The organism is Micromonospora sp. NPDC093244 (assembly GCF_040683695.1).
GTDB lineage: Bacteria > Actinomycetota > Actinomycetes > Mycobacteriales > Micromonosporaceae > Micromonospora.
Genome location: NZ_JBFBEO010000007.1, coordinates 193,090 through 206,788, shown reverse-complemented (window position 1 = coordinate 206,788; position 13,699 = coordinate 193,090). Strand labels below are relative to the sequence as shown.

Sequence of the window (13,699 nt, the reverse complement as noted above, 5' to 3'; positions counted from 1 at the left end):
GCCCGCCCTGTGTGCTCAGCGGGTCGGCAACGGTTCGGCCGGGAGGTCAGTCGCGGTGGTGCCGCCCGGTGGAACGCAGCGAGCGGCGACCGTTCTCCTGGTCCGGCTCGTTGTCGGCCACCGGCTTGCCCAGGCCGGCGACCCAGTCGACGAACTCCTCGTCCTGCGCCGGCAGCGGCTCCTCGGCGTCCGACACGGGCCGGGTCTCCTCGTCCGCCCGGGACCGGTTGCGGCGGAACAGTCCGCCGAGCCGTCCACGCCGGGCGGGCTGCTCCGACTCGTCCTCCGGCTCGCGATCGGCGGTCGCCGGGCGGTCTACCGCGGAATCAGCCTGCTCCGGCACGACCGGGGACGCCGGGACCGGCTCCGGTGCCACCTCCGGCTCGGACGTCGGCAGCCCGCTGGCGCGGGTCGACGTACCTGTCGCGCGGCGCCAGCGCCCAGCCGCCCGGTCCAACGCGCTACGGCCGCCACCGCGCTCGGTCGAGGCGGTCGAACCCGCCGTCGGGGCGGTCTCCGCCGTGTCGCCCGGCGTCGTGTCGGTCGACGCTGGCACGTCGGTCGACGTCTTGCGGGAGGCGTCCGTCGGACCGTTCTGCACGCCGGCCGGGCCAGGGCGCCTGGTGGTGTTGAACGCGTCCCAGCTGGTGGCCCGGCTCAGGTCCGGCAGGGATGCCCGGTGGCGGGGGCGGGGCGTCCACTCGACCGGGTCCGAGCTGGTCTCGGCGTCCGGCACCGTCGACTCGGCGTCCTCGGCCGGCGCGGCTGTCGTACGCCCCGAGGTGACGGGCCAGGCCGGCGGGGTCGGCGTCCAGCGGTCCGGCTGCGTGTCGCCGGCGGACCCCGCGCCGAAGAGAGGCGCGGCGGAGCCGTCCTCGGTGCCGGCGCGGTCGGCGGCGGTACGGCGGTTGGTGACCGTTTCCCGTCCGGGCTCGGAGGCGGTGACCTCGGCGTCCGTCGTCGCTGCTCCCTGGCCATCCGCGTCGCGAGGCTTTTCGGGAGCGGCGGGGCTCTGCGGAGTGGCGGCCGGGGTGTCCAGGTCGCTGGGAGTGTCCGGGTCGGTCCGGGCACTGCGGCCGGCGGGACGGCCACCGTCGGTGGCGCTCGCGGACCGGGCGCCCTTCCTGGACCGTCCGGTGCCCGCGCCCGCGCCCGCGCCTGCGCCGGTGGCGGAGGTGCCGGCGGCGTCGGCGGGCGATGCGGTGGCGTCGGTGTTCGACGGGGTGCCGTCGGTGGGCGTCGCGGTCGCTCCGGTTCCGGTGGGTGCCGGGACCGGAGCGGTCGGTACCGCCTCGGTGGTCGGCGGCGTGCCGTCGGCGTCCAAGCCCGCGGTGGAGGGGGTGGACTTCGCCTTGCGGGTCCGGCGCGGCTTCGGCGCCGGCGTTGCCGCTGTGGCGTCACCGCCCGCCGCGCTCGTGCCGCCGCCGCTGCTGCTCGTGCCGTCGCCGCTGCTCGTGCCGCCCGTCGGGCTCGCGCCGGTCGCGCTCCGGTGGGTCGTGGCCTGGTCGTCGGCGTCCGTGCCGGTGTCCGCCCGCCCGGAGTCCGTGCCTTCGCTCGCCGACAGGCCCTCGGTCGGCGGAACCGGGCGGCCCGTGGTGCTCTCCAGCGGACGGTCCGGCAGGCCGGAGGCGAGCGACGCGTCGAGCCCGGCGAGGGGAGACGCGGCGGTGGGGTCCTGGTCCGATGCGTCGAGTTCGCCGGTCGGCGCGGTCACCCAGGCGGCGGCGGAGGGTCGGGGAGCGTCGGGGGTGGCCGGGCCGTGTTGGCCGCTCGCCGTCGTACCCGGCCAGTCCCAGTGGGCCGGAACGGTGCGCACCGCGGCGTCGGCGGTGTGCGGGTCGGGACCGGTCCGCCCGGTGACGGTGGGCTCGCCGGCGATGGTCCCGAGGCCGGTGCGCCCGGTGGTGGGCTCGTCCGACTGGTGGTCGGTGGCGTCGCGGTCGTCCGCCGGATCCGTCGACCTGGCACCGGGCAGGGCGGGACCGGCGGGCAGTGGACGCAGGATGGTGGTCGGCTCGATCACCTGGCTGTCGGTGCCGCGGGCGCCTACCGGCCAGCGCAGCAGGGCCGCCGCCGCCGCGCCGAGCGCGCCGGCGAGGATCGCGATCAGCGCGCCGTAGTAGGGGGTGGTCTGGTAGCGGTCCACCGCGTCACCGGGACCGGCGGTCAGGTACGCGAACGCCACAAGAACCGGACCGGCCACGCCGGTGGCCCCGCTGATCAGGGGGACCTGGCCCCGCCAGCGGGAGAACCCGGCGGTCGCCGCGCCGGCCAGCAGCGCCGTGATCGGGAGCAGCACCAGCGACAGCCGCTGGGCGACGTCGTCGTCGAGCCAGCTCGGCTCCAGCACGCCGAGCCGCACAGTGGGCAGGGGGCCCGTGGTGCCGAGCGACGGCAGGACGGAGATCAGCGCCACCAGCCAGACCGCGCCTGCCACGGCCGCCATGTTCCAGCCCAGCTCGGGCCGGAGCAGGACGGCGATCGCCGCGCCCGCTCCGATGATCGCGCCGAGGATGGCGCAGATGCCCACCGCCCAGACCGGGTCGACCGAGATCAGCTCGGCGGCTCGGGCGGGTTGCATGCACAGCGGCGCGACGGCGGTGGCGCCGAGCGCGGCAGCGCCACCGATGGCCAGCTGCCGGCCGGTGCTGGCCGCCGGGGTGTCCCGGCGGGCCAGTCGTCCGGTCAGGACGGCGCCGGCGACGGCGGCGTTCGCGGCGAACCAGCCCACCCAGACGAGCTGGGCCGGCCACTGGTTGACGGTCGTGCCGGTGAAAGCGCCGGTGAGCCGGACGATGCCGAAGCCGTACGCGACACCGAGCTGACCGGCCCCGGCCAGCACGCTCACCCCGAGCGCCGTGAGCAGCAGTCTGCCCCAGGTCCGAAAGGCCATGTCCGGCACGTTACGCACCTGGTACACCGGATCGCCACCGGCGCGCCGCGCGGCGCGCCGGCCCGCGTCCGGCGGGTCTACTTGAGTTCGACCAGCCGGGCCAGGTAAGTCGTGTCTCCGACATTTGTGAGCATGTGCACTGCTCCCGGGTCCCGGTAGACCACTCCGCCGGTGGGCTCGTCGGCGTCGATCCGGGTGCCGTCGACGGTCTGTACGACGTTCTTCGCGCCCTCGATCGCCACCACGAGGTAGGGGTGGTCGTGCCGGTGCAGTGGCTGCCGCTCACCCGGCTCGAGCCGGATGTGCCAGACCCGGACCCGGTCGTTCTCGTACACGATCTCCTGGCCCACCGGCCCGAGTTCGGTTCCGTCGATCACGTCTGTCATCGTTCTCCGTCCAGTTGCGGAAGCACCTCGGCGGCGATCAGCTCAAGGTGGTCGAGGTCGGCGAGGTCGGTCATCCGCAGGTGCACGCGGGTGGCGCCGATCTCGGCGAACTCGCCGAGGCGCTGCACGAGCTGCGCGGGCGAACCGACCACCGGGTCCTCCGGCGGCAACGCGCTCTTCTCGTGCAGGGGAGCGGCACGCCGCTGCGCCTCCGCGTCGGTCCGGCCGATGGCCACCACGATCCCGGCGGAGAGTACGAGCGGCGCGCGCCCGGAGCCGGCCCGGTCCGCGCGGTCGCACGCCTCCCGCACCCGGTCGTACGCCGTGGCGGTCTCCGCCACGGACTTGAACGGCATGTTGAACTCCGTGGCGTACCGGGCGGCCAGGCCGGGGGTGCGCTTGGGGCCGCGTCCACCCACGATGATCGGTGGCCCGGGCACCTGCACCGGTTTGGGCAGGGCGGGCGCGTCCACCAGCCGGTAGTGGTCACCGGTGAAGCTGTACGTCTCGCCGGACGGCGTCGCCCACAGCCCGGTGATCACCTCAAGCTGCTCGGCGAGCCTGTCGAAGCGTTCACCGACGGCCGGGAACGGGATGCCGTACGAGGTGTGCTCGCGCTCGTACCAGCCGGCGCCGATGCCCAGCTCGGCCCGGCCGCCGCTCATCTGGTCGACCTGCGCGACCATCACGGCCAGGGGGCCGGGCAGCCGGAAGGTGGCCGACGTCACAAGGGTGCCGAGGCGGATGCGTTCGGTCTCCCGGGCCAGCGCGGCGAGGGTCAGCCAGGCGTCGGTCGGGCCGGGCAGGCCGGGGTCGGCGCCCATCGACTGGTAGTGGTCGGCGCGCAGGAAACCCTCGTAGCCGCCGGCCTCGACCAGCTTGGCGAAGCGCAGCTGGTCGTCGTAGGTGGCGCCGCGGTGCGGCTCGGTGAAGACCGACACCCGCATGGTCATCGCCCCTCCGCGCCGGCCGCTGCCGGCTGGTCGCGTTCCATCAACAGCTCGTGCAGGTCGGCGCTGACCTGGGCCACATCGGCCAGGTGGGCGTTGCGGCCCAGGGTGCGGGGCCGGGGGATGGTCACGTCGACGACCTTGCGGATCCGACCGGGGCGGGGGCTCAGCACGACCACCCGGTCGGCGAGCAGCACCGCCTCGTCGATCGAGTGGGTGACGAAGACGATCGTCGGCTTGTTCTCCATGTGCACCCGCTGGAGCTCACCGGAGAGTTCCTCGCGGGTGAGCGCGTCAAGCGCGGAGAACGGCTCGTCCATCAGCATCACCCGGGGCTCGCCGATCAGCGAGCGGCACAGCGAGACGCGCTGTTGCATGCCGCCGGAGAGTTCGTGCGGCAGTCGCTTCTCGAAACCGGACAGCCCTGCGACGTCGAGCAGTTCCCGGGCGCGCCCGCGGTGCTTGGCGCGGCTCCAGCCGAAGACCTCGACCGGCAGCAGGACGTTGTCGAGCACGCTGCGCCAGGGCAGCAGGGCCGGTTTCTGGAAGAGCATGGCGATGTCCCGGCGGGGCCTGGTGATCGGCGTACCGGCCACGGTGATCTCGCCGGCGGTCAGCGGGAGCAGCCCGGCGATCAGCCGGAGCAGTGTGGACTTGCCGCAGCCCGAGCGGCCGAGGACGGCGACGAACTCACCCTCGGCGACGTCGAGGTCGATGCCGCGCAGGGCTTCGACCCGGCCGGACCGGCCCTCGAAGGTACGCGACACCCCGGACAGTCGGATCATCTCCGGCGGACCTCCGCTGAGTGAACGGTCAGGAATCCGACAAAGGCTAGCGGGGCCGTCGCCGTATCGCACCGTCCGGGGTGGTCGTCATGTTGTTTCCGTTCCGCAACCCGGTACGCCTGGCGTCGCAACTGTGGCTTTCTCGTACGCTGTGCCCGCGAAGAGTCCCCTCACGATGGCGGTGCCGGCTTCCACCCCTCTCGCCGGTTCCGCCGCGACAACCCCCTCCGGTGGCCTGCCGGCCCCGGTCGGAAAGGACATGGTGCTACTGATGAGAAGGCTGACCCGTACGGTCGCTACGGCCGCGCTGGCCACTGCCCTCGCCCTCGTCTCCGCGTGCAGCAGCGGGTCGGATTCGGGTGACGACGACGCCAAGGGCGGCAGCGGCGGGGCGCTGGAGAAGGTGACCTACCTCACCTCCTTCGGCAACTTCGGCCGTGACTCCTACGCCTGGGTGGCGAAGGAGAAGGGCTTCTTCAAGGAGGCCGGGTTCGACGTCGAGATCAAGGCTGGTCAGGGCACCGGTGGCGTCATCCAGACGGTCGTCGGCGGCCAGGCCGACTTCGGGCCGATCGACCTCACCGGCGGTCTGCTCCAGCTGGGCAACGGCCAGGCGAAGGACTTCGTCGCGGTGGCCGCGATCCAGCAGCGCACGATGGCCGGCATCGCCACCGTCGAGGGCAAGAACATCGCCTCCCCGAAGGACCTCGAGGGCAAGAAGCTCGCCGACACCCCCGGCTCCGTGGTCCGCAACCTGTTCCCGACGTACGCCCGGCTCGCCGGTGTCGACGCCAGCAAGGTGACCTGGGTCAACGGTGAGGCGCAGGCACTGATCGGCACGCTGGCCTCCGGTTCGGTCGACGGCATCGGCCAGTTCGTCGTCGGTCAGCCGACGATCGAGGCGGTGGCCAAGAAGAAGGCAGTCATGCTGCCGTACAGCAACGTGATGCAGGACCTCTACGGCAACGTGCTGATCACCTCCAGCAAGATCGCCAAGGAGAAGCCGGAGATGGTGAAGAAGTTCACCGCGGCGCTGCTCAAGGGCCTGGAGTACAGCCTGGCGAACCCGAAGGAGGCCGCCGACCTGCTGAAGAAGAACGTCGACGCCACCAACATCGCCTCCGCCGCCGCCGAGCTGGAGCTGATGGCCGCGTACGTCCGCTCCGGCAACTCGGGCACCGCCATCGGCACGCTCGACAGCGGCCGGGTCGCCAAGAGCATCGCGATCCTGCAGGGCGCTGGCGCTCTGAAGCAGAACATCACCCCCGAGCAGATCATCGACTTCAGCCTCGCGCCGAAGGCCTGATCGTCCGGTCGTCACCAGGGGGTACGTCCCGCCGCATCCGGTGGGACGTACCCCCGTCGCTCGTCGGCCCCTGCGGCCGTGGGATATCGAGGAGAAGAAGATGACCGACGTCCGCTCAGCAGAGCCGGCCGTGGCGGCGACCCCGCCTCCGGGTCCTGGCCGCGAGGCGGGTCGGGGCGCCGGCCTGCGCGCCGGGACCGGGGCGACGCTGCTGCCCGTGGCCGGCATCGTCGTGGCCCTGGCTGCGTGGTGGCTCATCGCCCGGCTGGAGCTGGTCCACCCGGCCGCCCTGCCGCCGCCTGGCGACGTGCTCGCCGCGTTCGTCGACAAGCCCGCCCGGATGTTGGAACACACCTGGGACACGCTGCTGGAGATCCTGTTCGGCTTCGCCCTGTCGGCGGCCGCCGGCGTCCTGATCGGACTGTCCCTGGCCAGCTCCCGCACCGTGGAGCGGATGTTCACCCCGCTGCTTGTCGCGGTGAACGCGGTGCCGAAGATCACGCTGGGTCCGCTGCTCGTGGTGGCGTTGGGCTGGGGCCAGAAGCCCATCCTGACCATGGTGTTCCTGCTGTGCTTCTTCCCGATCGTGCTGTCCACCGCGACCGGGCTGACCACCACCCCGTCCGACCTGGCGGAGCTGGTGCGTTCCTGGAACGCCTCCCGCTGGCAGGCGTTCCGCAAGGTGCGTTTCCCAGCCGCGCTGCCGCAGATCTTCGTCGGTCTCAAGGTGGCCATGCCGCTTGCCGCGATCGGCGCGGTGATCGGTGAGTTCCAGGCCGGTGAGAGCGGCCTGGGTTACGTCATCCTCCAGTACGCGGGCGTCGGCGACACCGCCACCGCCTGGGCGGCGATCATGCTGGTGGCGCTGGTGAGCATTCTGCTGTACTCGGCGCTGCTGCTCATCGAGCGGATCGCCCTGCCCTGGGTACGCGAGACCACCAGCAGCCGCTGACGGCTCCATCGGCCGGACAACGGCGAGGGCCGGCCCCCTGGTTGGGGGCCGGCCCTCGCCGTTCGTGGTGGTGCTCAGCCCGCCAGCCGCCAGCGGCCGTTGCGGGCGACGAGCGTGGTGAGTGCCTGCGGCATCAGCCCGGAGTGGTTGTCAGGCGTCATCCGGATCGGGCCGGAGAGGCCGTCCATCTGGGACGTCTCCAGCACGTCGCGGATGCCGCTGCGATCCACCGTGCCGATCTCGCCTCCGGCGCGCAGCTCGGCGTCGGCGATCAGCTGCACGGCGTCGGCGGCGAACGACGACGATCCGTTGTACCCGCCGTAGCGCGCCGTGTAGTCCTGGAACCACTGCCGCCGGGCCGCCTTCGCGGGCGTGGTGGCGATCACGTCGTCGATCACCATCGTCTGCGTGAAGATGAGCGTGGCCTGTTCGGTGGCGCGGGCCGCCGCGCCGAGGAACAGGTCACCTGCCGCTCCCGCGTCGAAGAAGAGCGACCCCTTGAAGGCGGCCTGCTGCGCGCTGGTCGCGGCCAGCGCCGCCTGCTCCGGCGGCGTCCAGATGACAAGCGCGTCGGGCTTCTTCGAGGTGAGCTGGCCGATCTGCTGGCCGACCTCGGTGTCGGTGGTCTTCACCACCTGCTCGCTGGACGGTTTGATGCTGGCCTTGGCCAGTTCGCGGCGCAACGCGGTCGCGCCCTCCCGGCCGTAGTCGTCGTCGCTGTAGAGCAGGCCGACCTTGCGGACGCCCTTGCGGCGCAGTTCGGAGGTCAGCGCGGCGGCGCTGTCGGCGGCGTTCGGGCCCAGCTTGAACACGTAGCGCCGTTCGGCGACGGGAGCGGCGATCGCCCCGGAAGCGGCTAGCGCAATGGTGGGAATCCGCTTCTCGTTGATGGTGCCGACCGCACCCACCGCGCATTCGTTACAGCCGCCCATGATGATGGCGCTGACTTGGGAATCGCTGCTGAAGTCGGCGATGTTGCGCAGTGACTCGGCGGCGTCGGAACGGTTGTCCTTGACCTTCAGCTCGATCTTCCGCCCGTTCAGTGCTCCGGACGAGTTCAACTGGTCCCTCTTGAGTTCCAAGGCACGCTGGTATGCCCGCCCGACGGGGGCGGCGGCGCCGGAGAGTTCGAGGTCCGCAGCGATCACGATCGGACTCGTGTCCTTGTCGTCCCCGCCGAACTGGCAGCCGGTGAGCGTGGTGGCAACTACGGCCGATGCGAGCGCCGCGATGGTCGCGGAGCGGATGGGGCTCAACTCAGTCCTCCAGGTGCGGGCGCGGGCGCTGCCCGGTCACCGCCGCTAATCCGTCCTCAGTGGAGGACGGGATCTCCTCTGCCGTACGGTGTGCGCGAAGCCTGCAAAACCTTGCCAATGGCCGGCGCTGTGGTCAAGCGCGGACCCCGGTTGCATTTTCGGGACGGCCATCCCACATGCTGGGGTAACGCAATGTTTGCAAAAGCTCACTTTGCATACACGCGTGACCACTCTGGAGTTACATGCCCTGATCAGGGGCTTGCGGAAATGAAGGTATCAGTTGACCGGATCACGGGTTCCGCGCCGTCCGACCGTTTCCTACCGCACTGCGGCTTCCCAAACAGGATCTTCTCTGATGAAATCGCGGCCGTGCCGCGCGTGGTCCCCTCCGCTCACGGCACGGTTCGGCGGGTCAGGCGGGGAAGAAACGACGGAGGCGATGTCGTGAGCACCGGACCGACGACCCTGCCCGCGCTTGGCGACTCCACCCGGCGTTCGCGCCTGGGGTTGCCGCGGCTGCGTGACGCCCGGATCCGGTCCAAGCTGGCGCTGATCCTGGTCGTCCCCGTGGCGGCGGTGATCGCGCTGGCCACGGTCCGGCTGATCTCGGTCGGCGAGGGCGCCTTCGACGCCACCCGGGCCCGGTCGCTGACCGCGCTCTCCATCGACGTCAGCGCGCTCACGCAGGACCTCCAGTCCGAACGGATGGCCGCGGCTGCCTACCTGGCCACCCCGCAGCAGCCCGCCGACGCGTTCAACCTGCGGGTCCGGCAGACGCAGCAGCGGATCGACGAGTACCGCGCCGAGCGGGGCCGGATCGGCGAGGTGCCGGCGGCGCTGCGGGACCGGTTGGCCGCGATCGACGACCATCTGTCCACATTGGACGGCACCCGGCAGGAGGTGCTCGACCGCCGTCAGATGGCGGTCGCCGAGGCGGTGCTGCGGTACGGCGTCATCCTGACCGACCTGGTCGCCTACGGGGACGGGCTCGCCCAGCTGCCCGGCGACGAGAGCCTCTCGGACAGCCGTCGGGCCGTCGCCGCGTTCGCCCGCGCCAAGGCGGCGGTGGCCGAGGAGCAGGCGGTGGCCTTCACCGCGCTGACCGCCGGCCAGCTCGACGAGGAGCAGTTCTCCTCGTTCGTGGCCACCCTGACCAGCCAGCAGGAGGCCCTTGTCGCCTTCTCGCTCGCCGCCGACCCGGTGCAGCGGGCGCTCGTCGACAGCACAGTCTCCGGTGACGCGGTAGGCCTGGCCGACCGGGTCGCCACCGACCTCGTCCGCTCCGTCGGGCAGCGTCCACTTGTGAGCGCGCAGGACGCCACCGCCGCCATCGGCGCGGTGAACGACCTGATGCGCTGGGCCGAGGTTCAACTCCAGAACCGCCTGTTCGCACAGGCCGACGAGGCGCGCTCGGCCGTCATCCGGCAGGCAGTTGTCGAGTCGGTGCTGGTGCTGCTCACCCTGATCATCGCCGTGACGCTGGCAGTGGTGCTGGCCCGCTCGCTGAACCACTCGCTGCGCCGGCTCCGTGAGGGCGCCCTGTCGGTGGCCAACCACGACCTGCCCGACGCCGTGCAGCGCCTGCAGAACATGGGCAGTGTCGGCGACGGCGGCGTGGACGAGATCGTCCGGCAGGTGCGCGACCCGATCCAGCTCAACAGCCGCGACGAGGTCGGTCAGGTGGCCCTGGCCTTCAACGTCGTCCACCGCGAGGCGGTACGCGTCGCGGCCGAGCAGGCCGCGCTTCGGACAAGCGTCTCCGCGATGTTCCTCAACCTGGCCCGCCGCAGTCAGACCCTGGTCGACCGGATGATCGGCGAGCTGGACGCGATCGAGCGTGGCGAGGAGGACCCGAAGCGGCTCGCGCAGCTCTTCGAGCTTGACCACCTGGCCACCCGGATGCGCCGCAACGACGAGAACCTGCTGGTCCTGGCCGGCGCCGACTCCGCCGTACCACGTCGCGACGACGCGCTCGTGGTGGACGTCCTGCGCGCCGCGCAGTCCGAGGTGGAGCTGTACAACCGCATCGAGTTCGGCACCGTGGACACCGACATCTCGGTGGCCGCGCACGCGGTGAACGACGTGGTACGCCTCGTCGCCGAGCTGCTCGACAACGCGACCCGGTTCTCGCCGCCGAACACCACAGTTGTCGCCGACGGTCGACGGATCCGGGACTACGTGCTGATCCAGATCGAGGACCGCGGGCTGGGCCTCACCGACGACCAGCTCGACTCGCTCAACCGGCGCCTGGCCGCGCCGCCGAGCGTGGACGTGGCCGCGTTCCGCCTGATGGGTCTGGCCGTGGTGAGCCGGCTCGCCTCGCGCTACGGCATCCGGGTCGAGTTGCGCCGCAACGTGGAAGGCGGCACCGTCGCCCAGGTGACGCTGCCCGCCACGACAGTGGTGCTGCCCAGCAACAGGGGTCGCGAGCAGGCGCTCACCCGGCCGCGTCAGCCGATGGCTGTCGAGCAGACGCCGCTCACGCCGGCCGGTCACGCCGAGTCGTACGCGGGCGCCGGCACCGCAGCGGCCACGTTGCCCGACCAGTGGCGCAGCAGCACGCCCGCGCCGGCCCAGTGGCAGTCGCCGTTGGACTCGCGCGACACCACACCTGCCGTGCAGGCCGGCGGTTTCACCGGAGCACAGCAGGCGGCGCCGCCGGTCCCGGCCGCCCGGCCCGCGTACAGCAACGGTGTGGGCGCCTCGCTGGGCAGCCCGACGGTGGCGTACCCGACAGTCGACCCGCTGCCCAGGCGTGGCTCCGGGGCGGACAGCGCCGACGGACGTACCGCGCCGGTGCTGCCGGTCGGACCGGTCGCCGGGCCCGGCGCGGTCGCACCGCCGGTAGCTCCGCCGGTCGCGCCACCTGTCGCGCCGCCGGTGCCCGCCACCCCGGTCAGCACCCGCCCCGACTTCCCCGCCGAGGCGCCGATCTTCCGGGAGATGGAGGCGGTCTGGTTCCGGTCGCACGGCGACGACGCCACCGCGATCTTCACCCGGCCGCAGTTCGACACGCCACCGGAGGCCACCGCCACGGCCGGCGCCGGCCTGCGGACGGGCGTCGGGGCGCAGCCGGCCGCGACGTCCGCGCCGGCCGCCGCGCCGGCCCGACCGCCGCTGCCGACCCGCACGCCTGGCAGTTCCGGCGACGGCAGCGGAGGACTGAACAAGGGGAGCATGGACGGATTCAGCAACGGAGGTGGCGGCACCCGGGGTGCCTCGGCGCCCACGCCGCCGCCGTCGTACACCCCGCCGCCGGTACCCCGCAGCACGGTGCCTGCCGCGCCCACCGCGCCCAGCGCGCCGGCCGCGGATTCCAGTGCCTGGCGGACCGCGGCGGACGAAGGCTGGTCGCGGGCCAGCCGGGCCGCCGAGCCGGCCGCCGCCGGTACGACCCGCTCGGGGCTGCCCAAGCGGGTGCCCCAGGCGCAGCTCGTGCCGGGCGGCATCGAACCGAAGGGTGGCCGGGACCGTAGCCGGCGCACCCCCGATGAAGTACGCGGCCTGTTGTCGGCCTACCACCGCGGCGTGCAGCGCGGCCGGACGGCCGGGACGGACCAGAACAGCACCTCGACCAAGGAGAGCCGATGAACAGGCCAGCTGCCATGCAGGACATGGGTTGGCTGCTCACCAACTTCGCCGACAGCGTGGCGGGTATCGCCCACGTGGTGGCGGTGTCCGCCGACGGGCTGCTGCTCGCGTCCTCCCGGGACCTTCCGGCGGACCGGGCGGACCAGCTGGCCGCGATCACCTCCGGCGTGGTGAGCCTGACCGAGGGCGCGGCCCGGATGTTCAGCGCGGGCGGGGTGTTGCAGACAGTCATCGAGATGGACAGCGGATACCTCTTCCTCATGTCGATCAGCGACGGCTCGTCGATGGCCGTGCTGGCCGCCCGCAGCTGTGACGTGGGCCAGGTCGGGTACGAGATGGCGTTGCTGGTCGAGCGGGTCGGTGCCGCGCTGGTGCCGCTGCCGCGGGACGCGGTGCGTTCGTAGCACCGGGACCCGGCGCGCGAACCGCGTTCCGGATCGGGGACGGGAGGCGGCGTACGCCGACTCCGCAGGGGACGAGGAGGTGATCGGGGATGGACCAACGGCGCGTTGACCCGCGTGGTGCGCTGGTGCGTCCGTACGCGGTCACCCGTGGGCGTACGGAGCCCCGGCAGGACATCGCTCTCGAGGCGGTCCTGACGGCTTCGCTCACCCAGGTCGCCGAGTCCCGTTTCGCCGGGCACGACAAGCACCGAATCGCCACGGTCTGCGAGGGCCGGGCACAGTCGCTGGCGGAGATCGCCGCGTACACCCGGATGCCGCTGGGCGTCGCCCGGGTGTTGGTCGCCGACATGGTGGCCGAGAGCCTGCTGACGTTACACACTGCTGCTCCCGCCGAGGGGTTCGAGGAGCGGATGGAACTGCTTGGAAGGGTGCTAAGTGGACTTCGCAGGCTATGACCCCGCAGGGGGGCGGCAGAGCCGGGGAATCGTCTCCGCGAAGATCGTCGTCGCGGGCGGTTTCGGCGTCGGTAAGACGACGCTTGTCGGCTCGATCTCCGAGATCACGCCGCTGACCACCGAGGCGGTGATGACCGCTGCCGGTGTCGGCATCGACGATCCGTCCAAGGTGCCGGGCAAGGAGACCACCACGGTCGCCATGGACTTCGGCCGTATCACGATGGCTCAGGACCTGATCCTGTACCTCTTCGGTACGCCGGGTCAGACCCGGTTCTGGTTCATGTGGGACGAGATCATCCGGGGTGCGGTGGGTGCCGCGGTGCTGGTGGACACCCGCCGGATCACCGACGCGTTCGCCCCCCTGGACTATTTCGAGAACCGCAACCTGCCGTACGTGGTGGCGCTCAACCGTTTCGACGGCGCCCCGCAGTACGAGGCGGAGGAGATCCGCGAGGCGCTGGCCATCTCGCCGCAGGTGCCGCTGGTGATGACCGACGCCCGGCACCGGGAGTCGGTCAAGCAGGTGCTGGTGACGGTGGTCGAGCACGCCATGCTCCGGCTCCAGGCCGAGCACGGCAGGGGTTTCCCCACGCCCGTCGGCTGAGCCCGTCGCGGGGGGGGGGGGGGGGGGGGCGACGGCGCGGCCCGGCGGGACAACCCCCCGCGGGTGGGGGGGGTGGTTTGCGTGAGTGGCCCCCACAGGCCGCGGCCGGGGCGCGCC

Annotated in this window: 11 protein-coding genes; 6 read left to right on the top strand and 5 right to left on the bottom strand. The window is 72.4% G+C overall.

What is annotated here, in order from left to right:
- Nucleotides 1-46: 46 nt before the first annotated feature.
- From AB0N27_RS27060 to AB0N27_RS27045, 4 genes are all read right to left on the bottom strand, one after another.
- Entirely contained in the window at nucleotides 47-2,893 is a 2,847-nt protein-coding gene (locus AB0N27_RS27060) for a hypothetical protein (RefSeq protein WP_364375530.1), read from the bottom strand.
- Between the two features lie 77 nt (nucleotides 2,894-2,970).
- Entirely contained in the window at nucleotides 2,971-3,279 is a 309-nt protein-coding gene (locus tag AB0N27_RS27055) for a cupin (RefSeq protein WP_030329959.1), read from the bottom strand.
- Nucleotides 3,276-4,226 carry an LLM class F420-dependent oxidoreductase gene (locus AB0N27_RS27050; protein WP_364375668.1) on the bottom strand — a complete coding sequence of 317 codons (951 nt, stop codon included), beginning with the start codon at nucleotides 4,224-4,226 and terminating at the stop codon, nucleotides 3,276-3,278. The genes AB0N27_RS27055 and AB0N27_RS27050 overlap by 4 nt, the downstream gene beginning before the upstream one ends.
- Nucleotides 4,227-4,228: 2 nt before the next feature.
- On the bottom strand, nucleotides 4,229-5,014 hold the full coding sequence (locus AB0N27_RS27045) for an ABC transporter ATP-binding protein (protein ID WP_139583396.1): 786 nt from the start codon (nucleotides 5,012-5,014) through the stop codon (nucleotides 4,229-4,231).
- 271 nt (nucleotides 5,015-5,285) lie between these two features.
- Here AB0N27_RS27045 and AB0N27_RS27040 point away from each other — a divergent pair, with 271 nt between their 5' ends.
- Nucleotides 5,286-6,320, top strand: coding sequence for an ABC transporter substrate-binding protein (locus AB0N27_RS27040; protein ID WP_364375525.1), 1,035 nt, complete (start codon nucleotides 5,286-5,288; stop codon nucleotides 6,318-6,320).
- Nucleotides 6,321-6,420: 100 nt separating this feature from the next.
- Entirely contained in the window at nucleotides 6,421-7,272 is an 852-nt protein-coding gene (locus AB0N27_RS27035; RefSeq protein WP_139583398.1) for an ABC transporter permease, read from the top strand.
- A gap of 74 nt (nucleotides 7,273-7,346) precedes the next feature.
- Here AB0N27_RS27035 and AB0N27_RS27030 read toward each other — a convergent pair whose 3' ends face one another.
- Complete coding sequence (locus AB0N27_RS27030; protein WP_364375665.1) at nucleotides 7,347-8,504, bottom strand: ABC transporter substrate-binding protein; 1,158 nt, start codon at nucleotides 8,502-8,504, stop codon at nucleotides 7,347-7,349.
- Nucleotides 8,505-8,972: 468 nt separating this feature from the next.
- Between AB0N27_RS27030 and AB0N27_RS27025 the strand changes: the two genes are divergently transcribed.
- The 4 genes from AB0N27_RS27025 to AB0N27_RS27010 all read left to right on the top strand — a co-directional run bounded on the left by AB0N27_RS27025 (nucleotide 8,973) and on the right by AB0N27_RS27010 (nucleotide 13,582).
- Complete coding sequence (locus tag AB0N27_RS27025) at nucleotides 8,973-12,119, top strand: sensor histidine kinase (protein WP_364375521.1); 3,147 nt, start codon at nucleotides 8,973-8,975, stop codon at nucleotides 12,117-12,119.
- Complete coding sequence (locus tag AB0N27_RS27020) at nucleotides 12,116-12,523, top strand: roadblock/LC7 domain-containing protein (RefSeq protein ID WP_030329975.1); 408 nt, start codon at nucleotides 12,116-12,118, stop codon at nucleotides 12,521-12,523. The genes AB0N27_RS27025 and AB0N27_RS27020 overlap by 4 nt, the downstream gene beginning before the upstream one ends.
- Before the next feature lie 89 nt (nucleotides 12,524-12,612).
- Entirely contained in the window at nucleotides 12,613-12,978 is a 366-nt protein-coding gene (locus AB0N27_RS27015) for a DUF742 domain-containing protein (RefSeq protein WP_088950207.1), read from the top strand.
- On the top strand, nucleotides 12,959-13,582 hold the full coding sequence (locus AB0N27_RS27010; RefSeq protein ID WP_364375518.1) for an ATP/GTP-binding protein: 624 nt from the start codon (nucleotides 12,959-12,961) through the stop codon (nucleotides 13,580-13,582). Before AB0N27_RS27015 ends, AB0N27_RS27010 begins: the two co-directional genes overlap by 20 nt.
- Nucleotides 13,583-13,699 lie beyond the last annotated feature (117 nt).